This window comes from Gordonia sp. ALPHA1B1 (assembly GCF_005502615.1).
In the GTDB taxonomy this organism is placed as follows: domain Bacteria; phylum Actinomycetota; class Actinomycetes; order Mycobacteriales; family Mycobacteriaceae; genus Gordonia; species Gordonia hongkongensis.
On the sequence record NZ_SCOC01000031.1, the window covers coordinates 1 to 21,360 of the forward strand.

General features: G+C 67.3%; 21 protein-coding genes. 11 read left to right on the forward strand and 10 right to left on the reverse strand.

Going from position 1 to position 21,360, the window contains the following annotated elements:
* Window positions 1-224: 224 nt before the first annotated feature.
* A complete protein-coding gene (locus FFS52_RS18025) occupies window positions 225-1,136 on the reverse strand; it encodes a PaaI family thioesterase (RefSeq protein WP_137810503.1) in 912 nt (303 codons plus the stop codon).
* A gap of 103 nt (window positions 1,137-1,239) precedes the next feature.
* Between FFS52_RS18025 and FFS52_RS18030 the strand changes: the two genes are divergently transcribed.
* From FFS52_RS18030 to FFS52_RS18040, 3 genes are all read left to right on the forward strand, one after another.
* Entirely contained in the window at window positions 1,240-1,701 is a 462-nt protein-coding gene (locus FFS52_RS18030) for a hypothetical protein (RefSeq protein WP_065629678.1), read from the forward strand.
* A gap of 345 nt (window positions 1,702-2,046) precedes the next feature.
* Window positions 2,047-3,636 carry a fatty-acid--CoA ligase FadD1 gene (fadD1, locus tag FFS52_RS18035; protein ID WP_065629679.1) on the forward strand — a complete coding sequence of 530 codons (1,590 nt, stop codon included), beginning with the start codon at window positions 2,047-2,049 and terminating at the stop codon, window positions 3,634-3,636.
* Window positions 3,633-4,766: a TIGR03857 family LLM class F420-dependent oxidoreductase gene (locus FFS52_RS18040; protein WP_068971219.1), complete on the forward strand. Its 1,134-nt coding sequence runs from the start codon at window positions 3,633-3,635 to the stop codon at window positions 4,764-4,766. Before fadD1 ends, FFS52_RS18040 begins: the two co-directional genes overlap by 4 nt.
* 3 nt (window positions 4,767-4,769) lie before the next feature.
* Here FFS52_RS18040 and FFS52_RS18045 read toward each other — a convergent pair whose 3' ends face one another.
* The gene (locus FFS52_RS18045; RefSeq protein WP_068971220.1) at window positions 4,770-5,633 is read right to left on the reverse strand and encodes a mycofactocin-coupled SDR family oxidoreductase; all 864 of its coding nucleotides are present in this window, start codon (window positions 5,631-5,633) and stop codon (window positions 4,770-4,772) included.
* Window positions 5,634-5,888: 255 nt separating this feature from the next.
* Here FFS52_RS18045 and FFS52_RS18050 point away from each other — a divergent pair, with 255 nt between their 5' ends.
* Window positions 5,889-6,935, forward strand: coding sequence for a phosphotransferase (locus tag FFS52_RS18050; RefSeq protein ID WP_065629682.1), 1,047 nt, complete (start codon window positions 5,889-5,891; stop codon window positions 6,933-6,935).
* 3 nt (window positions 6,936-6,938) lie between these two features.
* Window positions 6,939-7,937, forward strand: a complete 999-nt coding sequence (locus FFS52_RS18055) for an NAD-dependent epimerase/dehydratase family protein (protein WP_065629683.1) — start codon at window positions 6,939-6,941, stop codon at window positions 7,935-7,937.
* Between the two features lie 302 nt (window positions 7,938-8,239).
* Here the strand turns inward: FFS52_RS18055 and FFS52_RS18060 are convergent, their stop codons facing one another.
* From FFS52_RS18060 to FFS52_RS18095, 8 genes are read right to left on the reverse strand one after another with little or no spacing between them, the layout of a single operon-like run.
* Window positions 8,240-9,148: an SDR family oxidoreductase gene (locus FFS52_RS18060; protein WP_068972532.1), complete on the reverse strand. Its 909-nt coding sequence runs from the start codon at window positions 9,146-9,148 to the stop codon at window positions 8,240-8,242.
* The gene (locus FFS52_RS18065; RefSeq protein WP_068972531.1) at window positions 9,145-10,413 is read right to left on the reverse strand and encodes a hypothetical protein; all 1,269 of its coding nucleotides are present in this window, start codon (window positions 10,411-10,413) and stop codon (window positions 9,145-9,147) included. The genes FFS52_RS18060 and FFS52_RS18065 overlap by 4 nt, the downstream gene beginning before the upstream one ends.
* Window positions 10,414-10,419: 6 nt before the next feature.
* Window positions 10,420-10,965 (reverse strand): hypothetical protein, encoded by a 546-nt coding sequence (locus tag FFS52_RS18070; RefSeq protein ID WP_078114131.1) that lies wholly within the window; start codon window positions 10,963-10,965, stop codon window positions 10,420-10,422.
* Window positions 10,966-11,019: 54 nt separating this feature from the next.
* On the reverse strand, window positions 11,020-11,211 hold the full coding sequence (locus FFS52_RS18075; RefSeq protein WP_058252397.1) for a ferredoxin: 192 nt from the start codon (window positions 11,209-11,211) through the stop codon (window positions 11,020-11,022).
* Complete coding sequence (locus FFS52_RS18080) at window positions 11,211-12,578, reverse strand: cytochrome P450 (protein WP_068972530.1); 1,368 nt, start codon at window positions 12,576-12,578, stop codon at window positions 11,211-11,213. Before FFS52_RS18080 ends, FFS52_RS18075 begins: the two co-directional genes overlap by 1 nt.
* Window positions 12,575-13,387, reverse strand: coding sequence for an SDR family oxidoreductase (locus tag FFS52_RS18085; protein WP_068972529.1), 813 nt, complete (start codon window positions 13,385-13,387; stop codon window positions 12,575-12,577). The genes FFS52_RS18080 and FFS52_RS18085 overlap by 4 nt, the downstream gene beginning before the upstream one ends.
* Complete coding sequence (locus tag FFS52_RS18090) at window positions 13,387-14,631, reverse strand: cytochrome P450 (protein WP_068972534.1); 1,245 nt, start codon at window positions 14,629-14,631, stop codon at window positions 13,387-13,389. The genes FFS52_RS18085 and FFS52_RS18090 overlap by 1 nt, the downstream gene beginning before the upstream one ends.
* A complete protein-coding gene (locus tag FFS52_RS18095) occupies window positions 14,631-15,212 on the reverse strand; it encodes a TetR/AcrR family transcriptional regulator (protein ID WP_033206302.1) in 582 nt (193 codons plus the stop codon). Before FFS52_RS18095 ends, FFS52_RS18090 begins: the two co-directional genes overlap by 1 nt.
* Before the next feature lie 64 nt (window positions 15,213-15,276).
* Here FFS52_RS18095 and FFS52_RS18100 point away from each other — a divergent pair, with 64 nt between their 5' ends.
* The 6 genes from FFS52_RS18100 to FFS52_RS18125 all read left to right on the forward strand — a co-directional run bounded on the left by FFS52_RS18100 (window position 15,277) and on the right by FFS52_RS18125 (window position 21,356).
* Complete coding sequence (locus FFS52_RS18100) at window positions 15,277-16,743, forward strand: aldehyde dehydrogenase (RefSeq protein ID WP_068972533.1); 1,467 nt, start codon at window positions 15,277-15,279, stop codon at window positions 16,741-16,743.
* Between the two features lie 271 nt (window positions 16,744-17,014).
* Window positions 17,015-17,755 carry an SDR family oxidoreductase gene (locus FFS52_RS18105; RefSeq protein ID WP_068972528.1) on the forward strand — a complete coding sequence of 247 codons (741 nt, stop codon included), beginning with the start codon at window positions 17,015-17,017 and terminating at the stop codon, window positions 17,753-17,755.
* Entirely contained in the window at window positions 17,752-18,633 is an 882-nt protein-coding gene (locus FFS52_RS18110) for an NAD(P)-dependent oxidoreductase (protein ID WP_137810504.1), read from the forward strand. The genes FFS52_RS18105 and FFS52_RS18110 overlap by 4 nt, the downstream gene beginning before the upstream one ends.
* A complete protein-coding gene (locus tag FFS52_RS18115) occupies window positions 18,630-19,019 on the forward strand; it encodes a carboxymuconolactone decarboxylase family protein (protein ID WP_068972526.1) in 390 nt (129 codons plus the stop codon). The genes FFS52_RS18110 and FFS52_RS18115 overlap by 4 nt, the downstream gene beginning before the upstream one ends.
* An 8-nt stretch (window positions 19,020-19,027) precedes the next feature.
* Window positions 19,028-20,356: an alpha/beta hydrolase domain-containing protein gene (locus FFS52_RS18120; RefSeq protein WP_137810505.1), complete on the forward strand. Its 1,329-nt coding sequence runs from the start codon at window positions 19,028-19,030 to the stop codon at window positions 20,354-20,356.
* A gap of 124 nt (window positions 20,357-20,480) precedes the next feature.
* On the forward strand, window positions 20,481-21,356 hold the full coding sequence (locus FFS52_RS18125) for an ABC transporter permease (protein WP_137810506.1): 876 nt from the start codon (window positions 20,481-20,483) through the stop codon (window positions 21,354-21,356).
* Window positions 21,357-21,360: the final 4 nt, after the last annotated feature.

Sequence of the window (21,360 nt, forward strand, 5' to 3'; positions counted from 1 at the left end):
TCGTCTACAACCACCTCACCACCGACCACCACGCCCGCACCCGCAAAGCCGACAACCCAACACCCGCCGCCGCTTGACATAGGAGCTATGAGCCGGCACCGAGCGGAGCGAGGCGCCGAGTCGAAGCCACTCGGCGACCCGAGCACACAAGGTGACCTCGACGGACGCGGCAACCTCGCCACGCCCGATAGACGCTGCTCGGCCGGTCGACGACCCAACTGCGATCAGCGGTAGTGGATGTCGACCGTGGCTCGGCTCAGCAGGACGTCGTCGTAGGAGGTCATCGTCGCCTCGAAGGACGAGATGCGGCGGCCGAGTTTGATCGGCGTCACCTCGACCACCACTTCACTGCCGTCGACAGCAGGTGAACGGTAGAAACCGATCGCCATGTCCCCGATCGAGTACTCCTGCCCGGCACCGGCATGCAGATGCCCGGCGAACGATGCCGCCTGGCCGGCGATGGTGGCGATGACGCCGCCGTGCATGGTGCCGAACATGTTGCCCATCCACGGCTCGGTGGCACTGCGAAAGCGGATGCCGGACTCACGGTCGGTGGTGCCGTCGATCACCTCGACGCGGCCGTTGAGCATGTCGGTGAGCGGGCCGGGTTCCCGCATCTTCGACGCGATCTCCTCGACCACGGCCCGCCCGGACAGCGCGGCGGGTATGGGCTCGGGCAGGACGGACCCGTCATCGTCGCTGCATTGCGGTGTCGCGTGGCCGATCTCGGCGGACGGGGTGGCGCCGGTCGGGGCACGGCCGACACGGACGTTGCGCGCAGTCCCGACGCAGCACAGGTCCCCGGTACCGGTGCGGATCTCGACCGACGTCGAGCCCCAGTCGTCGTCGTGCATGACCACCTCGGCCCGTGCAGCAACCAGGTCGCCTACTTCTGCGCGGCCGTGTGTGGACATCGTCAGGCGTGCCTGGAGGGTCGCGGCGGCGGGGTCGTCGTGGATGCGATGGAACGGGATACCACCGCAGTGATCGAACAGCACGGCGAACGCCGGCAACTCGATCACGCCGCGATGGTCGGCGAACCGCGGGCACAGCCGCTGCGAGGCCCGCACCCCCGACTCCGACACCGAGATGTCGCCGAGGTGGAACGCGGACAGGGGATCGTGCGGCTGGCTCATGAAATCCCTTCTATCAGCGATGTACCGCCGATCTCGCATTGGAGAGTCCAATCTCACTCCCGTAGTCTGGCTGCGTACGTGTCCAAAGTGACGGGAGAGACAGATGCGACGCACAACTGTGGCGACGATCGGGGCGATTGCGGCAGTGGGAGCGTTCGGCGTAGGAGCAGGCACCGCCTTCGCCGCACCCGCGGAACGACCCCTCAGCGTGGAGCAGGTCCCCAACGCCGGAGTCACCGTCGGCGCGAACGGCATCACGGGCGGTTTCGTGGCGAGCATCCTCGCCTCGGCCACCGAACCCGGGGTCACGCTGATCACGCTCAACACGACGCCCACCGAGTCCTGCGCCACCAACCTGAAGGATGCGCGCGTCGGGATCACCTGGAAGAACACATCGACCGGGGCATCCGGCGACGAGGTCTTCGCCGCATGTGCGGACGGACGTCCGTCCGACGGGGTCGCCGTTGCGACCGGAGCGGGATCGGTCGAGTTCACCACGACGATCCTCGGCCAGGGGGACCAGACCTTCACGGTCGTCCCGGGCAGCGGATCGTTCACGCGCTGACGCCGAGCCGACCACACCCACTCCGCTGAGCGGGAGGGCGCGAGCCACCCACCCTGCTCCCTGATCTGAATGAAGCCCGTAACCCGTGCTCCCTGAGGTGTGAGGAGCGCAAGCCGCCGGGCCGAGCAAGCGACGAAGGAGCGCGTCGAGGTCGACGAGCCTCGGAGGGCTGGCGAGACACGTTGTTACACCCTTCGTGGCTCGCTTCGCTCGCACCTCAGGGAGCATGGAGATCAGACGCTCACGAGTGTTCTTTCAAAGGTCACGGCGACCCCCTCCGGTACCGCAGTAGACAATTCTGCAAATCTGTATACACGTGCGGTGAACACGTTCTAGATTTGCCGCATGGCCGAGACAGTCACCCAGCTCCTGCAGGCACGCGCCGACGACGACAACCTCGCGATCACCTACGAGGGTCGGCAATGGACGTGGCGCGAGTACATTCGCGACGCCGAACGCGCCGCGTCGGCGATTCTCGGCATCGCCGACACCGAGCGCCCGCTGCATGTGGGTGTGCTGCTCGGGAACACGCCGGACATGCTGATCGCCCTGGCCGCCGGCGCGCTGGGCGGTTACGTGACGGCGGGGATCAACAACACTCGCCGCGGTGAGGGTCTGGCGGCCGACATCGTGCGCGCGGACTGTCAGATCCTGCTCACCGACGCCGAGCACCGCCCTCTCCTCGATGGCTTGGAGCTACCCGGCGTGACGGTGCTGGACACCTCTACTCCGCAGTGGGCCGAGATGCTCTCCGGCGCCGCGGAGTTGACCCCGCATTCGGTACCCGGGGCGATGGACACGTTCATGCTGATCTTCACCTCGGGGACCAGCGGGAACCCCAAACCGGTCCAATTCGCGCACATGATGATGCCGTTCGCGGGCCCGGTGCTCGCCGACAAATACGACATCGGCCCCGGCGACGTCTGCTACTTGTCGATGCCCCTGTTCCACAGTGCCGCGCTCATGGGGGGTTACTGCGTCGCACTGTGCGGCGGTGCCGCGATCGCGCCCGCCAAGTTCTCCGCCTCTACCTTCCTGGCCGACATCCGCCGCTACAACGCGACGTACATGAACTACGTGGGCAAACCGCTCGCCTACATCCTGGCCACCGAGGAGAGGCCCGACGACGCCGACAATCCGCTTCGGGTGGCGTTCGGCAACGAGGCCACCGACCGCGACATCGACGATTTCTCGCGCCGGTTCGGCTGCACCGTCTGGGACGGCTTCGGTTCCACCGAGCTGGCGATCATCATCACCCGCGAGCCCGGTACCCCGCACGGCTCGATCGGCAAGGGTTTCCCGAACGTCGCCGTGTACAACTCCTCGACGCTGACCGAATGCCCGCGTGCCGAATTCGACTCCAGCGGGGCGCTTCTCAATGCCGACGACGCGATCGGCGAGCTGGTGAACATCGAGGGCGGCGGCATGTTCATGGGCTACTACAACGATTCCGACGCCACCAGCGAGCGTCTCCGCCACGGGATGTACTGGTCGGGCGACCTCGCGTACAAGGACGCCGACGACTGGATCTACCTCGCCGGCCGGACCGGCGACTGGATGCGCGTCGACGGCGAGAACCTCGCCGCCGGACCGATCGAACGGGTGCTGTTGCGCGTTCCCGAGATCAATCGCGTTGCCGTGTATGCCGTTCCGGACGACCACGTCGGCGATGCGGTGATGGCCGCCGTTGTCCTGCAGGACGGCGTCGAGCTGACCCCGGAGTCCTTCGCCGAACAGCTTGCCGCACAGGCCGACCTGTCGCCGAAAGCGTGGCCGACGTATGTCCGGATCGAGGACGACCTGCCCACGACCGCAACGAACAAGATCCTCAAGCGCACCCTGAAATCCGAGGGAGCCGTCCCCGGCACGGGCACACTCTGGGTGCGCGAGCCCCGGTCCCGCGTGTATCGACAAGCCGTCGCGGCACAGGCATGACCTCGACCGCGGCCACCATACCGACACCGGAATCCGTCCCGCAGCAGACGCTTCCGGAGATCGGCTACTACGCACTCTCGCGCCATCCGGTCGATCCCGCCGAACTCGCCGACGAAGCGGGGCTCGCCGACCGCGCAGGCTTCGGTGCCGCCTTCGTCTCCGAGCGGTTCAACGTGAAGGACGCGGCCGTACTCGCGGGCGGTCTCGCGGCGGCGAGTCGCCGGATGGGCGTCGCCACGGCCGCGACCAACCACAACACCCGTCACCCCATCATCACCGCGTCCATGGCCGCCACGTTGTCGACCATGACGGGTGGTCGCTTCGCGCTCGGCCTCGGTCGTGGATTCGCCGCACAGTGGCAGGTTCTCGGGGTTCCCGATGTCACGAGCGCCCAGCTCACCGACGCCGCCTCGGTGTTGCGCACCCTTTGGCGCGGCGAGATGATCCTGGGCCACGACGGCCCGCTCGGCACTTACGACTACCTCAACCTCGGTGTCGCGGTTCCACCGGTCCCCATCCTGCTCGTGACGATGTCGCCCAACACCTTACGTCTTGCCGGGCGCATCGCCGACGGTGTCGTCCTGCACACGTTCTTCTCCGACGAGGCCACCATCGCCGCGGTCGAGACCGTCCGAGCGGCGGCCGCCGAGGCCGGTCGGGACCCCGCTTCGGTGCGCATCTGGTCGGTACTGGCCACCGTGCCCGACCATCTCGATGATGACGACCGGTTGCGACGTCTGTACGGCCGGCTCGCGACCTATCTCCAGGGGTATCCGGACGTCCTGATGCGTGCCAACGGATGGCGCGGGGATGATCTCGAACGAATCAGGGACAGTCCGGCTTTCGCCGGCGCCCGCGGACCCATCGACGCCACCGCCACGGCCGACGAACTGGCCCGGCTCGCCGAGGTCATCCCGGCGTCGTGGGTCGCCGACAGCGCGGTCGGCAGTGCCGAACAGTGCGCGGCCGCCGTGGCGCGCCAGTTCGACCTGGGAGTCGACTCGGTCATCATGCACGGCGCCGCGCCGTCGGAACTGTTGTCGGTGCTGACGGCGTACCGGTCGATACGACCCGCCTTGCCGGCTCTGCCAGTGAACCCGGGTTCGGTTGCGGGACCACCGGTTCAGTGACCGTCAGTCGGGCACGCCGGGTGGCACCGAGTTCAGCAACGCGCCCGCCTCGACCCGGAGCTGTTGACCGGTCACGTACCGGGCGGCATCGGACACCAGGTAGAGAACCGCCTCGGTGACATCCTCCGGCGCGAGCAGGTCCACCGGCATCGCGTGCAACGACGCGAAGACGTCCTTGACGTCGTCGTAGACCGGCTTCTCGAGATCGGGTCGGAACAGCCGGTAGATCTCGTCGTGATGCACCATCGCGGTGTCGACGTTGCCGGGATGAATCGCGTTGACGCGAATACCTTTCGGCGCCAGGTGCCGGGCGAGGTCGTTGACGAGTCGCGCCACCGCTCGTTTCGAGTGGCCGTAACCGCCTGCACCCGGCCCGGCCTGCGCGGACTCGAACGACGGCATGAACGCGGCCATCGAACCGATGCAGACGATCGATGCACCCGCTTCGAGGTGCGGCAGAGACAACTCGAGCGTGTTGATCACCCCACCGAGATTCACCGACACCGTGTTCAGCCAGGTGACCGAGGGACTTTCGGGCCCGAGCGGGCTGATACCGGCGTTGGCCACGACGATGTCGAGTCTGCCGAACTGCGCCACCGCGTCGTCGATCGCGGCCTGCAGGGCGTCCCGGCTGCGGACGTCGGCGATCTTCGCGATCACCCGACTGTCCGTCGCGTCGACCATCTTCGCGGTCTGCTGCAGGTCGTCCGGCGTGCTCATGGCGTAATTGACCGTCGTGATCTGATCGCAGATGTCGATGGCGATGATGTCGGCGCCCTGCTCGGCCATCCGCACGGCGTGGCTGCGCCCCTGACCCCGTGCCGCGCCCGTCACGAGGGCGACCTTCCCGTCGAGTCTGGTACTCACTCGCACTCTCCTCGTCCCGGCGACCGCGAATCGGGTCGCCGTATGTCCGCGCAGCCTAACCGACGGCCATCCTTTCTGTGGCGGAATGGATTTGCCGATCGCGAGATCGCCCGGCGTGGCCGGCCTGCACAGCTGCACACCGCCGCGCCGGTTCCCTGGACACCAGTCCAATTCCTCGGTAGTGTCCGATCAGCGGCCTGGGTGAGCCCGGTCACATCGGCCCGGCCCACGCAGCTCGATCGAAAGGGCGTGCCCGTGCCGGACACCGTTGGAATCCCGACTTGCATAGACGAACTCACCCCGACGTGGTTGACCGCGTTCCTTGCTTCCCACGGTCACGACGTCAGTATCGAGTCGGTGGGTGCCGAACCGGTGGGAACCGGTCAGATGGCCGGTTCCTATCGTCTTCACCTCGGGCACGACAGCCCAGCGACATTGCCCGACACCATGATCGCGAAGCTCGCGACCGGGTCACCGGACCAGCGCGAGTTCGGATCGGGGGTGTTCCGCAACGAGGTGCGCTTCTATCGCGACCTCGCCGCGTCGTTCACGGTGCCGATGCCCGACTGCTTCGCCGCGACCATCTCCGATCGCGGCACCGAGTTCGTACTCTTGCTGGAGGACATGGGCGCAGCCGTGCAGGGCGATCAGATCGCCGGCTGCACACCCGCGCAGGCCGAGGCGGTAGCCGTGGCGACTGCTGGTCTCCACGCTCCCCGGTGGAACGATCCGACCCTGCTGGCCGAGATGCCGTTGCCCACCGACGCCGACCGGGAGGTGATGGAGTCGATCCTCGCTCCGATGGCGGAGGTCTACCGCGAACGCTTCTCCCCTATCGGTCCGTCATCGGCAGCGGTCGACTGGCTCGTCCGTGAAGCCGGCCAGTGGCTGGTCGCCCCGCTGGACAATGCCACCCTGATCCATGGCGACCTCCGGGTCGACAACGTCCTGTTCGGCCCGTCCGGTGAGGTCACGGTGATCGACTGGCAGACGATCACCACCGGTAACCCGCTGCGCGACATCGCCTTCCTGCTGAGTACCAGTCTGACCACCGACGACCGGCGCCGGCACGAGCGCGGCATCGTCGCCTCGTATCATCGGGCGTTGGTCACCGCCGGCGTCGGCGACTACACGCTCGACGACTGCTGGGACGACTACGTCGGCAACCTCATCCAGGCGCCGCTGATCATCGTGTTCGGCTCCGCTGCTGCACAACCCACCGAGCGTGGCAACGCGATGTTCGATGCGATGCTGTCCCGCAGTGCAGCCGCGATCGACGATCTCGCACCCGGAGGGCTGTGAACCGTGCCGTCACTGGTCATCGGGGGCAACGGGTTTCTCGGTTCTCATCTCGTTCGGCAGCTCGTGGACGCGGGCGAGGAGGTGCGGGTGTTCACCCGGCCCACGAGTGGCCTCCGGACCCTGGCCGGTCTCGGCGTCGATCACGTGACGGGCGATCTCTTCGACGCCGACGCCGTCGCGCGGGCGATGACCGGTTGCGACGTGGTGTTCCACTGCGCGGTCGACACGCGCGCCTGGTTGCGCGATCCGGCACCGCTGTACCGGACGAACGTCGAGGCCCTGCGTTCGGTGCTCGACGTCGCAGCCCGGATGCCACTGCGGAAGTTCGTGTTCACCAGCACCGCGGCGACCATCGGGCGGGTGAACGGCCGTCGGGCGACGGAGGACGATGTGTTCAACTGGGCCGCGCGGGCTCCCGCCTATGTGCGCAGTCGCGTGGCCGCCGAGGACCTGGTGCTGCGTCGAGCGCAGGACGACGCGGTACCCGCCCTCGCGATGTGCGTCGCCAACACCTACGGACCCGGCGACTGGCAACCAACTCCCCACGGCGCATTCGTTGCCGGTGCGGCGCTGGGCAAGTTACCGTTCACCGTCCGCGGCTGTCGCGCCGAGTCGGTCGGCATCGACGACGCCGCGCAGGCGCTGCTCCTCGCGGCGGACCGCGGCGAGGTCGGCGAACGCTACATCGTCTCCGAGCGGTCCATCGACACCGGTGAGATCGTGGCCATCGCCGCCGCGACCGCGGATCGTCAGCCCCCGCGCGTCGTTCTCAACCGCGCTGCGCTGTACACCTTCGGGGCGGTGGGTTCCGCCCGTGGGGCGCTGACGCGCAAGCCGGTGCAGTTGACGATCCCCTCGGTCCGGTTGATGCACTTCATGTCCGAGATGGACCACGGCAAGGCCGAACGCGACCTCGGATGGCATCCACGCCCGGTGACCGAGGCCATCGCCGACGGTGCCCGCTTCTGGCTCGAACGACGCGCCGCCCGCCGCGCTGGTTGAGCCGACACCACCACCTCGCTGGTTGAGCCGGCACCGAGCGAAGCGAGGCGCCGAGTCGAAGCCACTTGGTGACCTCGACGAGCTCGGTCAGCGGGCGAGTCAACCCGCCCTGCTCCCCAATCCCCAAGAACCGCAAAAGCACTGGTCCCTGAGGTGCGAGGAGCGATAGCGACGAGCCACGAAGGGCCTGGTGGGGCACCTTGCGAGCCCTTCGTGGCTCGCTTCGCTCGCACCTCAGGGAGCAGAGGGGTGGCCCTCCGCAAGCTCCGCACGCTTCTCAGGGAGGACGAACGCGATCGATCTCAGGGACCGGAAGGCCCGGCCAGGATGCCGGCGAGTTCGTCGAGGCTGTAGGGCGAGGTGCCCTTGTGATCGCGGTAAGCGACGAAACTCGCCTGCTGCGACTCGAACCGGCCGATGAATCCACCGGCAGCGCTGAAGATCTCGCCGGTGATGTGCTCGGCCGCGTCACTGGCCAGGAACACGTACAGCGGGGCGACGTACTCGGGCGGGGCGGGATCGAGCGCCGCGTCGCGCGTGGGGTCGTCGAGGATTCCGCGACGATGGAGTCCTTCGATGTGGGCGACGTAGTCGTCGCCGGAGGACAGCCTCGACTTCGCTCCCGGCATCACCACATTGACGCGTACGTGTTGATCCCGGAGGTCCGCGGCCGCGGCGAGGGCGAGTGCGTTGACGCCGCCCTTCGCCGCGGGATAGCCGCTGCCGCCGAACATTCCGAGCGAGGCGGCCGAACCGGTGAGCACGACCGAACCCGACCCTTGTTCGACGAACACCCTCCCCGCAGCCTGTAGGAGGTGGAAGGCGCTCATCAGATGGGCGTCGATCTGCTCGCGGAACTCGTCGGGAGCGATCGTCAGCACCGTCGAACCGGGAGGTTCGGCGATGCCGGCGCAGTTGATGGCGATGTCGAGGGCACCGAACTCCGCCAGCGCCGCCTCGACCATCGCCTGCGCCACTCCGTCGTCGCCCGCGGACCCGCGAACGCCCACGGCATATCCGCCGCCGCCGCGGATCTCGGCGACGGTGTCATCGACGGCCTGTCCGTCGCGACCGTTGACGACGACCGAGACCCCCTGTCCGGCCAGCGCATACGAGACGGCCAGTCCGATACCGCGGGTCGCGCCCGCGACCACGGCGACCCGGCCCCCCAGACCCGCGCCGCCGGGTGACCAGCCGCCGCCCGACGTCACGCCGAGCTACCCACCGGCGTGATCGGGATCGACCGCCCGCGGTCGACGAATTCGAAACTCGCACCCCCGCTGAAGCGTGCGACGGCCACCTCGCCGTACTCCTTCTGCGGCGTGTCCGCCTTGGTGATGCGGACGACGAGATCGCCGTCGGCCTCGGTCGCGTCCGCGACGACGAGATACGGATCGACGGCGGTCGCCGCCGCCTGCAACGGTTCGACGTGGTCGGCATCGAGGATCGACGTCCAACCGCCGTCGGTCATTGCATCGGACTCCCGGGGGATTCGGACGGTGACCGTGTCCCCGTCGGCCTCTGCGGTGAGTCCCGTGTACTGGGTCGGACCGAAACACGGATGCAGGGCCAGTACCTGGGCGAGACCTGCGGCGTCGGCGGACAGATCGAGCGCGACGCGAATCCGGTCGGCAGCGAGTCCGGCGATGCCGATCAGCTGCTTGCGGAAGATCTCGGTGGTCTGCGCCTCGCTCTCGGCATACCTGCGCAGGCTGACGAGGAAGCCCAGCGACAGCAACTGGTGTTGCAGCGCAACCTCTTCGGCGACCCGCACCAGAGCCGACGTCGACCACTCCGCGAACTGCAGATCCTCGACGAGCGGGCCGCGGTAGTCGACCCAGCCGTCGGTCTCCGTGGTGTCGATGGCCGACAGGACGAGTTGACCGGCCCTCGTCTCGAACATGTCGACCGAATCCGGTGGCAGCGGCAGCTCGTCTCGATCCGGTTCGATCGTGACCGTCCACTCACAGTGCGGCGTGCGATCGACCGGTCGACGCGGGGGGCGATGAACCGGACGGATTCGTGCGCGCCGGTTGGTCGCGATCGCCGTCGCATCGAAGGTGGGGTCCTCGATGTCGTGACACATGGTCGTCACGTAGTCGTCGCCGAGGGGTTCGACGTCGAGCAGCGCGCCGCAGTGATCGAGCACGAACGACCCGTGGTACTCGTCGTCGATGCGGTATCGGAAGTCCATGAACTGCGGTGGCGCACCGATGTCGAGTTGCAGACACTTGAACATGTCCTCGACACCGTCGCCGTCGATACCCAGGGCCGTGCGCATGCGATGCGTGTAGACCGGACTCGCGGCCATCCACTCCTCGATGGCGACCTTGCCCATCACGTCCCGGCCGAAGGCGCTGATGAGATGCGCCATGCCGCTGCGGTCGATCATCTGACCCGACAGCAGCAGTTCCGGTACGAGCACGGCGAGCTGATCCTGACTCAGACCTTGGTAGGTCGGGGCTGTGGAAGTCATGTCAGTTCACCAGAACGCGACCGGGGCCTTGCCGAAGTCGTACCAACCCGGCAGATTACCCGGCGCCGACTTCTCCACACGCTTGAGCATCGGCTCACTCATCGCGTTGTTCTTCATCATCTCGATGAAGAGAGCCGAGACGTTGCCGTAGTCGAAGAAGTCACGCTGCCAACGGAACTGGAAGTTTCCTCCGTACTTGAACCAGCTACCCTGGATGCCCTCGAGGGCGTAGTGGCTGCCGTCGTCGCGTGTGCCCTCGTAGATCTGCTTCCACAGCCCGATCATGTCGCCGGTCTGGTCATCGATGACCCAGGCCTGGTACGGGTACTCCCACCCCTGCAGACCCTCCATCTCCTGTCCGAGGGCGAGCTCGCGGATCTCCTCGCGGCCGACGGCCATGAAATCCTTGTTGGGGCCGTAGTTCCACCCGTAGGTGGCATCCTCGGTGTAGAAGTCGGCCAGGGGCTTCCAGTCCCCCGCCTTTTCGGCCTCGATGTTGGCGGCGAGCCACCGCTCCTTCATCTCGTCGAGTTCGGCACGGTCAAAAGACATGTGTTCCACCTTTATTCGATCGTTCGGGTCTTGCGTGGGCGACGTGGTCGGAGCTCAGTCCTCGATGATCCGAAGGGCCTGAGTCGGGCAGTAGTGCACGCCGGCCTCGACCTCGGCGCGCTGGGATTCGTCGGGGGTCGCGTCGAGGATCTCCACATGATCGGTGTGCGCGGCGAAGACCTCGGGCGCCTCGAGCTCACACATCCCATGTCCCTGGCAGAGGTCCAGGTCCACCTCGACGCGCATCACGCGTCCTGACGCTTGCGGTAGGCGACGCGGCAGGGTTGCTGCAGCTGGACGACCATCTTCGAGTGGTCGTTGCGGTAGCTCTCCGGCGGCTGCAACATCTCGAACTCGTAGTTCTGGAAGAGCACCGAGAAGATGGCCTTCAGTTGCATGATCGCGAATTGCGCGCCGACGCAACGGTGACGACCGGCACCGAAGGGGATCCAGGTCCAGCGATTGACCAGATCCTCCTGCCGCGGTTTGTCGTAACGGTCGGGGTCGAAGGTGTCCGCCTCGGGGAAGTCCTCGGGCAGCCGGTTGGAGATCGCCGGCGAGACGGCGATCGACTGCCCGGCCTTCACCTCGAATTCCTCGACGTGAAAGTCGTTCTGCACCACGCGCATGAGGATGATGAGCGGCGGGTGCAGCCGCAGCGCTTCTTTGAGCGCGTTCTCGAGCTGCGGCATCTGACGGGTGTGCGCAAAGGTGTATTCCGGGCGCTCGCCGGGCGGGGTCTCGCCGTAGATCTCGTCGAGCTCCTCGTACACGCGTCGCATGTAGTCGGGGTTGCGCAGCAGTTCGATGAGGGTCCACGCGGCGGTGCCCGACGTCGTGTGGTGGCCCGCGAACATCATCGAGATGAACATGCCGGTGATGGTGTTGGCGTCGAAGCCGACCTGGACGAGGACGTCCATCAGGTCGCGATCTTCTTTGTCCTCGGTCGGGTTCGCAATCCGCTCGTCCATCACGCCCTGGATGAACTCGACCAGTTCGGCCCGGGCCTCGTCACGCTTGCGGAAGCTCTCGATGTCGGCTTTGTAATCCACGTAGGCGATCGGGTCCGTGCCCTTTTCCAGGTCGTGGAAGAGATGGGCGATGTGTCCGCTGAGGCGTTCCCGGAACTTCCGCCCGATGAGACACGACGACGACGTGTAGAGGGTCAGCTCGGCGAAGAAGTCGAGGAGGTCGATATCCCCCTCGTCCCCCCAGTCGGCGATGATCCGCTCGACCTCGTTGGGGATGGTCACCGCGTGCTGCTTCATGTGCGCGCCCTTGAGCGCCGAGTTGTGGATCGCCTTCGACCGTTCCTCGGGACTCGTGTCGAACACGACGCCCTCACCGAACACCGGTGTCATGAACGGGTATGCGGCCGCCTGGTCCAGGTCCTCTTCGGGCGCGCGGAAGAACTCCTCGCTCGCCGCCGATCCCGAGACGAGCACCACCTCGCGGTCGGCGAGCTGGAACATGCCGACGTCACCGCATTCCTCACGGACGCGCCAGAACAGCGAGATCGGGTCGGTGGCGAGTTCGTCGAGATGTCCGTGTTCGCCCTCGCCACCCGAGACGCGATTCGGTTGTTTCAGGCCTGATTCGGTGATGGCGGTCATCCATCCGTCCCCTTCTCCTGTACTGCCTGTCGTTTCTTGTCGCTGACCGCGCCTTCGGCCTCCACCTCGACCGACCGCATGTGCGCTCCGCGCGGCATGGTCACCATGGCCGCGACGGCCTGTGCGATGTGTTCGGGCGAGAGGAAATTGCCGTGGCGGGCCAGACCGTGTGTGATCCAGTCGTTGAGCATGTTCTCGGTCGTCTTCGGGTCGAGGTTCATCCCCATGCCCGTGAGGGTCTGTCCGGGACGGACGACCCCGGCCCGCACACCGGTCCCCTCGAGTTCGAGCTGGATGGTCGCGACCAGTCCGTCGATACCGGACTTCGCGGCTACGTAGGCCGACGACCACGGCCGGGGGTGGATGGCGACATCGGACCCGATGAACACGAAATCGCCTCGCGCACGGTCGATCATGCCGCCGATCACGGCGCGGTAGATACGGTACGCGCCGGTGAGGTGGATGTTGATCTGATCGGCGAAATGATCGGTGCCGGTCTCGTAGGAGAGACCGACTGCGAGATCACCGGCGCCGGCGACGACGATCTCCATCGGCCCCAGCGCCGCCTCGGCCTTCGCCACGCAATCCAACACCGATTGCTCGTCGGTGACGTCCAACGGTACCGCGACGGCTTCGCCGCCGGCGGCCGTGATCTTGTCGGCGAGTTCCTGTAGCTTCTCCACGCGGCGGGCGGCCAGGGCGACGGGATGGCCCGCGGCGGAGAGGAATTCGGCCGTGGCGGCGCCGATTCCCGACGACGCGCCCGCGACGAGGACCGGTCGGCGCTCGGGATGAGGACGGAAAGCCATCAGCGCACCGTCACCTTCGCCGGGAGCTCGGCGAAGCCGCGCACGTTCACCGAGTGGACCCGTACCGCCTTGTCGGCATCGATCTCCACTGCCCGGATCGACTTGATCACCTCGGTCAGGCCGATGTTGGCCTCGAGGCGCGCGAGGTGCGCCCCGAGGCAGAAGTGGGCGCCCAGGCCGAAACTCATCAGGGACTGGGCGCAGTCGCGGCCGATCTCGTACCGGTCGGCGTCGGCGCCGAACACCTCGACGTCGCGGTTCGCCGAACCGACGAGCAGGAGTACCCGGTCGCCCGCCGGGATCACGAAGTCGCCATAAGGGGCATCCTCGATCACCCGCCGCACGACGATCTGCGTCGAGTTGTCGTAGCGCAGCGTCTCCTCGGTCCAGTCCGGGACGACGACTTCCGGGTCGGCGAAGACCTTGGCGAGCTCGTCCGGATTGCGCCAGCCCCAATACAGGGCGTTGGCAAGCAGTTTGGTGGTGGTCTCGTTGCCCGCCACCACCATCAGAACCATGAACCCGACGATCTCGTCCTCGGTGAGCTTCGTCTTCTCACCGGTCTCGTCGTCGTCGATCTCGGCCGCGATGAGGGCCGAGACCAGATCCTCGCCGGGGTTCTTGCGCCGGTCGGCGATGAGCTCCGAATAGTACTTGTGCAGTTCGATGTACGCGTACACCGCCGCCTCGGGAAGGTCGAGGTCGCCGTCCTCGCGATGCAACAGCAGGTCGGACTGGTGGCGCAGCCGGGTGCGATCGGCTTCGGGCACTCCCAGCAGTTCGGACACGACGTCCATCGGGAGCAGGGCGGCGAAGTCGTGCACGAAGTCGAACTCGCCCTTGTCGAGACATCTGCTCCAATGCTGATGGGTGAGGGCGGTGATCCGGCCGGTGAGTTCGTTGACGCGGCGAGGCGTGAAGCCCTTGGAGACGAGTTTGCGGATACGCATGTGCTTGGGGTCGTCCATGGCGAGGAACGACATCGACTTGTGCGCGTCGGGACCGTACGCCGAGGGGTCCATCGACACGCCCCAGCTGTTCGAGAGTCGTTGTGTGTCACGGAATGCGGCACGGACGTCGGCGTGCCCGGCGAGCGCCCAGAAGTTCATCCCGCCGTGGTAGTAGACCGGCGCCTCCGCGCGGAGACGGGAATAGGTCGGGTAGGGATCCTCGTGGAAACCATAGGCATACGGGTCGAAGGGGAGCTCGTGCTCCATCCCCGACACCGCCGTCGTTTCGGTCATCACTTCTCCATCAGTAGATGTGCGGCTGCGACAAGACGTTCGGAGGTCTGCTCGTAGGTCATGTGCCCCATACCGGCGTAGACCAGGCCGCCGGAGTAGATCATCTCCAGGGCGTCGAGCAGCGGGCCCGGGTTCTCCGGGTCCTCTTCGAGGGCGGCGGCGAGACGACGCCGGATGAATGCGCCGATCCGCACGCGCAGGTGTTCGACGTCGGGGTCACTGCCCAGCAGGGCCACCGTGACCGCACCACCCAGCTGCCCCTCGCCGGCCACGACCAGCGCGACCTCGCGGAGCACCTGCGCGACGCGCTCACTCCGCGGTGCACCGGGATCCGGTTCGAGCACCCCGGCCGATAGGCGACGCCAGAACACCTCGGCGACGAGGTGACTCTTCGACGAGAAGTAGGTGTAGGCGGTGGCCGGCGCGACCCCAGCGATCTTGGCCACCGATCGCACGGTCAGACCGTCGAAACCCTCGGCGTTCAGCACGTCGACCGCGGCATCGGTGAGGCGTGTGACCGTCTCCGCCTGCTGCTGGGTCAGCCTGCGGCGGGTGGATTCCTGAGACACGGGGCTGGACATGTGAGCCACGCTACACTAGGTTTGAACGCGAGTCCAGACACCTGTCCAGATGGAGTTCCAGCTCATGCCTCTTCGCCCCGAATCCGCGTCGGATCTGTTGATCGACGGCAAGCTCACCCCCGGGAGCGGTGGCGTCTTCGACGTCGTCAATCCCGCGACCGAGGAGGTCATCGGGCAGGCGGCCGACGCCACCGCGGCCGACATGGATGCCGCCATCGCGGCGGCGCGCACCGCCTTCGACACCACCGACTGGTCGCGCGATCACGCCTTCCGCGCTCGCTGCCTGCGTCAGCTGCGCGACGCACTGCTCGCCCACGGCGACGAGCTCCGCGAGCTCACCATCGCCGAGGTGGGATGCCCGTCGTTCCTCACCCACGGCCCGCAGTTCGAGGGACCCGTCACCGATCTCGGCTACTTCGCCGACCTCGCCGAGAGCTATGAGTGGACTCGCGACCTCGGCACCGCGAAACCCATGGGACTGAAGAACCACCGTGAGCTGCGCTCGGAGGCGGTCGGCGTCGTCGGCGCCATCACCCCGTGGAACTTCCCGCACCAGATCAACTTCGCCAAGATCGGACCCGCCCTCGCCGCCGGGTGCACGGTGGTGCTCAAGCCCGCGCCCGACACCCCGTGGTGTGCGGCGCTCGTCGGCAAGGTGGTCGCCGAGGAGACGGACTTCCCGCCGGGCGTCCTCAACATCGTCACCTCGACCGACCATCAGCTCGGCGCCCAGCTCAGCATCGACCCTCGCGTCGACCTGGTCTCGTTCACCGGCTCCACCGCGACGGGCAAGAAGGTGATGGCGGCCGCCTCCGAGTCGCTGAAGAAGGTGTTCCTGGAGCTGGGCGGCAAGTCGGCCTTCATCGTCCTCGACGACGCCGACATCGGATCCGCCTGCGCCATGGCCGCGTTCAACGTCGTCACCCATGCCGGCCAGGGGTGCGCGATCACGACGCGTCTCGTGGTTCCGCGCGGCAGCCTCGATGAGGCGATCACCGCCACCCGCGACGCGATGGCGGGCCTGCCCGCCGGGGATCCGACCGACGGCGGCACCATCTGCGGACCGGTCATCTCGGCCCGGCAGCGCCAGCGCATCGAGTCCTACATCGAACTCGCCACCAGTGAGGGCGGCACCATCGAGATCGGTGGCGGCCGTCCCGCCGACAGGCCCGCCGGATTCTTCGTCGAACCGACCTTGATCTCGGGTCTGGACAACTCGGCGCGAGTGGCGCAGGAGGAGATCTTCGGCCCGGTGCTCGTGATCATCCCCCACGACGGCGACGACGACGCGATCCGCATCGCCAACGACTCGCCGTACGGGTTGTCGGGCATGGTCTACGGGACCGATGAGGACCGGATCAACAAGGTCGTCAACGGAGTTCGCACCGGGACGATGGGTGTCAACGGCGGCATCTGGTATTCCGCCGACGTCCCGTTCGGCGGTTTCAAACAGTCGGGCATCGGCCGCGAGATGGGTGTCGCCGGTTTCGAGGAGTACCTGGAGACCAAGGCCGTCGCCCGCCCGGCGTGACCCTTCGAGGCTCGTCGCTATCGCTCCTCGCACCTCAGGGAGCAAAAGCCTCGCGCTATCGCTCCTCGCACCTCAGGGAGCAAAAGCCTCGCGCTATCGCTCCTCGCACCTCAGGGAGCAGAAGCCTCGCGCTATCGCTCCTCGCACCTCAGGGAGCAGATTTGACCGCTCCCTGAGGTGCGAGCAAACCGAGCCGTAACCCCCGCTCCCTGAGGTGCGAGCGAAGCGAGCCACGAAGGGCCAGCACATCATCCACACAGAAAGCAGGACAATGAGTTCCAAGCGTTTCGAGAACAAGACCATCATCGTCACCGGCGCCGCCGGCGGGATCGGCGAGGCCTATGCGCGTGCCCTCGCCGCGGAGGGCGCGAACGTCGTGGTCGCCGACCTCGCCGACGAGAAGGGCAAGCAGGTCGCGGCCGACATCGGCGGACTGTACGTCAGCACCGATGTCGCGGACGAGGATTCGGCGAAGGCGCTCGCCGCCGCCACCGTCGACGCCTACGGTTCGATCGACGGTCTGGTGAACAACGCCGCGATCTACGGCGGGATGAAACTCGACTTCCTCATCACCGTGCCCTGGGACTATTACAAGAAGTTCATGAGCGTGAACCTCGACGGTGCGCTCAACGTGACCCGGGCGGTCTACCCGTACATGACCAACGGCGGCGGCGCCATCGTCAACCAGTCCTCGACCGCCGCATGGCTGTACAGCGGCTTCTACGGGCTGGCCAAGGTCGGCGTCAACGGCCTGACCCAGCAGCTCGCCACCGAACTCGGCGGGCAGAACATCCGCGTCAATGCGATCGCCCCGGGACCCATCGACACCGAGGCGACTCGGAGCACGACGCCCAAGGAGATGGTCGCCGACATCGTGAACCGGCTGCCGCTGAAGCGTTTCGGCACTCCCGAGGATCTGGTCGGGATGTGCCTGTTCCTGCTGTCGGACGAGGCCGGGTGGATCACCGGGCAGATCTTCAACGTCGACGGCGGCCAGGTCATCCGCTCATGAGCGAGTCGTCCCCCATCCGTCTGGGGTATGTCGGACTCGGCAACATCGGTGGGCCGATGGCCGGGAGCCTGGCCGCCTGGGCGGGTGGGCTGACGGTGTTCGACCTGTCGTCCGACGCCGTCGCGAAGGTCGTCGAGAAAGGCGCCACCGCTGCGGAATCGCTCGCCGATCTCGCCGCGTCGGCCGACATCATCGGCATCTGCGTGCTCGACGACGCGCAGGTCCGAACCGTGGTCGCGGGTCCGGACGGCCTGCTGTCGGCAGCTCGCCCGGGCACCGTCATCACCGTCCACTCGACCATCGCGCCGGAGACCGCCGTCGAACTGGCGGATCTGTGCGCGGCGCGCGAGGTGACACTGCTCGACGCACCGATCTCCGGTGGTGCGATGGGCGCGGCGTCGGGCCGCCTCGCGATCATGGTCGGTGGACCGCGGGACGCGTACGAGAAGCTGAAGGAACCGTTCGCGCTCACCGCCGACATGCTGGTCCACGCGGGGCCCGAGGTCGGCGCGGGTACCCGGATGAAGCTGGCGCGCAACCTCCTCCACTTCATCTCGTTCACCGCGACCACCGAGGCCGCTCGACTGGCCGAGGCGGCCGGCATCGACATCACCAAGCTCGGCAAGGTGGTCCGGCACTCCGACGCGGTGACCGGCGGGGCCGGGGCGATCATGTTGCGCGACACCACCGCTCCCGTCGAGCGCGACGATCCCTGGTACGGAATCCTCACCGGCGTCCGTACGCTGGGCGAGAAGGACCTGACGCTCGCACTCGCACTCGGTGAGGAACTCGGCGTCGACCTGCCCCTCGGGCAGCTCGCGCTGCAGAACCTGGCCACCGGGCTCGGCGTCCCCCACCTCGAAGGAGAACCAGCATGACCCGTTCCCACATCTCCGACGACGCACCCGACGAGGCGCGCAGGCGCGGCCTCGCCAAGATGTCGGAGGTCTACGGCTGGGAGGTGAGCGACGGTCCGGGCGACTACTTCGCGCACACCGCCGACCAGGTGTTCGGCAACGTCTGGGCCCGGGAGGGTCTGTCCAACCGTGACCGCCGGCTGCTCCTGCTCGGCGCGCTCGCCGCGAGCAACAACATCGACGTCGCCGAGATCCAGGCCGGTGCCGCACTCGGGAACGGAGAGCTCACCCCAGAGCAGCTCGAGGAGATCAGCCTCTTCCTCTGCTACTACGTAGGCTGGCCGCAGGGCACCAAGATGCACTTCATGTTCGGTGAGGTGATCAAGCAGCACCGGAAGAAGAAGTGAGTCGACTTATGCGGTTTCGAGTCCTACAGGGCGGCGACGGGTGTTCGTTGCTCAGCGCCTCTCCCCTCCCCGACCTCGCCGCGGCCGGATACACCGACATCGAGTACGCGGCGTCGGGGGTGGCCGAGAAGATCGTCGGGGACCCGCCCGCACCCGCCGCCGAGTTCACGACCCGGGTCGTCGTCCGACGCCCAGCGGAGCCCGCGACGTTCAGCGGTTGCGTTGTCGTCGAGTGGCTGAACGTCAGCAGTGGCGCCGACGCCGCCCCCGAATACTCCTATGTGGCTGCTGAACTGGTCCGTTCCGGGCACGCCTGGATCGGGGTCTCGGCCCAGTTCGTCGGAGTGGAGGGCGGCACGGGCTCGGTCGGCGTCGCGACCGGTGCGCCGCAGAGTCTCGCCGCCAAGGACCCGGAACGGTATGCCGAACTCCACCATCCGGGCGACGCCTACTGCTACGACATCTTCAGCTCGATCGGACGCGCCGCCCGGGACACCGCTGGGGCCGACCATCCCCTCGCGGGCCTGACGGTCGCCACCGTGCTCGCGATCGGCGAATCACAGTCGGCGATGGCCCTGACGACCTACGTGAACACCATCGGCCCGGATGCGGCGCCGTTCGACGGATACCTCATCCACAGCCGCGCGGCCGCCGGGTTGCCCGCAGGCGAGGTCGGTTCGGGCATCGACGTGGCGACCGTCTTCGGGCGCGAGCCCACCACGATCCGCACCGACCTCGACGCACCGGTGTTCGTGGTGCAGACCGAGACCGACGTCCTGACCAACTTCCGTTATCACACTGCGCGGCAACCGGATTCCGACCGGTTACGCGTGTGGGAAATGGCGGGCACGTCCCACGCCGACCTGCACCAGGTCGGCGACTTCGAGGAGTTCCTCGGCTGCCCCGACCCCGTCAACCGGGGTCAGCAGCGTTTCGTCCTGCGGGCTGCGTTGCGGCACCTGCGATCCTGGGCCGACGGTGGCGATCCGCCGCCGGCAGCCGACCCGCTGGCCCTCCGGGACATCGACGGCGCCGACCCCGTGTTCGAGCTGGACGACATCGGCAACGTCCGGGGCGGGGTCCGGACGCCGTGCGTCGACGCACCGACCCAGGTCCTCAGCGGGATCGTCGCCGACCCCGTCTCCCGCATCTGCCTGCTGTTCGGCACGACATTCCCTGTCCCCGCCGACGCGTTGGCGGCCCGGTACGGAACGCGCGACGAATACGAGAAGCACTACCGGAACGCCGCCGACGCCGCCATCGCCGGCGGATTCGTCCTCGCCGAGGACCGTGACGAGCTGCTCGCCGACGCCAATCCGGACCTGACCCCGAACTGACCGTCCGCCGATTCGTCTCGGCGCGCGGCGGTTTGAAAATCACCATGACTCCAACCGTGCCGGTGGAGTCGAGTTCTCAGTAGCGTCCCAGAAGTCCTGCCAGCCCTCTCCCAGGCGGATTTCGATGACTCTAGAACTCACGACACCCGTCGGTGTCGCCCCCGCCCCGTCCGCGGCCGGGCCCGTCGACGTGCCGTCCGGCGGCCCGGCGGCCCGAGTACGTCGGCGACGGCTCTCCCGTCACGCCGCCACACGCACGCTCCGTCAGTCCATCGGCCTGATCCTGGTCGTCGTCATCTGGCAACTCGGCGCGCGGGGATGGCTCGGCGCGACCACCCCCGCGCCCACCGAGGTGGTCGAGGCGGGCTGGGAACTGATCAGCACCGGTGAACTCTGGACGCATCTGGCCGCGTCGGGGCGGCGCGTCGCGATCGGACTGGCGATCGGGATCGCCATCGGCGCGGTGCTCGGCGCGGCCGCCGGCCTCTTCAAGGTCGCCGAAGACCTGGTCAACGCACCGGTCCAGGTGCTGCGGATGATGCCCGCCGTGGCCCTCGTCCCGGTCTTCATCATCTGGTTCGGGATCGGCGACTCGTTCAAGATCGCCTTGATCATCGTCGCCCCGATCTTCCCCATCTATCTCAACGTCCTCGCCGGCATCCGGGGCGTGGACCAGAAGCTCATCGAAGCCGCCGAATCGCTGGAGCTGACGCGTTTCGAACTCGTGCGATACGTGGTCCTGCCGGGCGCACTACCGCAGATCTTCGTCGGGCTACGACAGGCGCTGGGCATCGGTTGGCTCGTCCTGGTCGTCGCGGAGATGCAGACCACCCCGGTCGGTCTGGGCTTCCTGATGAACGACGCCAAGGAGTACCTACGCACCGATCAGATCTTCCTGGTCCTGGTGATCTACGCGGTACTCGGACTGCTCACCGACATCGGCGTGCGAATACTCGAGCGTCGGTTCCTGTCGTGGCGCAACGGATTCGAAGGTAGGTGAGTGG

Excerpts from the sequence above, each read along its gene's own strand:
- FFS52_RS18025 (WP_137810503.1), bottom strand. The coding sequence starts at position 1,136 with ATGAGCCAGCCGCACGATCCCCTGTCCGCGTTCCACCTCGGCGACATC.
- FFS52_RS18030 (WP_065629678.1), top strand. The coding sequence starts at position 1,240 with ATGCGACGCACAACTGTGGCGACGATCGGGGCGATTGCGGCAGTGGGA.
- fadD1 (WP_065629679.1), top strand. The coding sequence starts at position 2,047 with ATGGCCGAGACAGTCACCCAGCTCCTGCAGGCACGCGCCGACGACGAC.
- FFS52_RS18040 (WP_068971219.1), top strand. The coding sequence starts at position 3,633 with ATGACCTCGACCGCGGCCACCATACCGACACCGGAATCCGTCCCGCAG.
- FFS52_RS18065 (WP_068972531.1), bottom strand. The coding sequence starts at position 10,413 with ATGACTTCCACAGCCCCGACCTACCAAGGTCTGAGTCAGGATCAGCTC.
- FFS52_RS18070 (WP_078114131.1), bottom strand. The coding sequence starts at position 10,965 with ATGTCTTTTGACCGTGCCGAACTCGACGAGATGAAGGAGCGGTGGCTC.
- FFS52_RS18075 (WP_058252397.1), bottom strand. The coding sequence starts at position 11,211 with ATGCGCGTCGAGGTGGACCTGGACCTCTGCCAGGGACATGGGATGTGT.
- FFS52_RS18080 (WP_068972530.1), bottom strand. The coding sequence starts at position 12,578 with ATGACCGCCATCACCGAATCAGGCCTGAAACAACCGAATCGCGTCTCG.
- FFS52_RS18085 (WP_068972529.1), bottom strand. The coding sequence starts at position 13,387 with ATGGCTTTCCGTCCTCATCCCGAGCGCCGACCGGTCCTCGTCGCGGGC.
- FFS52_RS18090 (WP_068972534.1), bottom strand. The coding sequence starts at position 14,631 with ATGACCGAAACGACGGCGGTGTCGGGGATGGAGCACGAGCTCCCCTTC.
- FFS52_RS18095 (WP_033206302.1), bottom strand. The coding sequence starts at position 15,212 with ATGTCCAGCCCCGTGTCTCAGGAATCCACCCGCCGCAGGCTGACCCAG.
- FFS52_RS18100 (WP_068972533.1), top strand. The coding sequence starts at position 15,277 with ATGCCTCTTCGCCCCGAATCCGCGTCGGATCTGTTGATCGACGGCAAG.
- FFS52_RS18105 (WP_068972528.1), top strand. The coding sequence starts at position 17,015 with ATGAGTTCCAAGCGTTTCGAGAACAAGACCATCATCGTCACCGGCGCC.
- FFS52_RS18110 (WP_137810504.1), top strand. The coding sequence starts at position 17,752 with ATGAGCGAGTCGTCCCCCATCCGTCTGGGGTATGTCGGACTCGGCAAC.
- FFS52_RS18115 (WP_068972526.1), top strand. The coding sequence starts at position 18,630 with ATGACCCGTTCCCACATCTCCGACGACGCACCCGACGAGGCGCGCAGG.
- FFS52_RS18120 (WP_137810505.1), top strand. The coding sequence starts at position 19,028 with ATGCGGTTTCGAGTCCTACAGGGCGGCGACGGGTGTTCGTTGCTCAGC.
- FFS52_RS18125 (WP_137810506.1), top strand. The coding sequence starts at position 20,481 with ATGACTCTAGAACTCACGACACCCGTCGGTGTCGCCCCCGCCCCGTCC.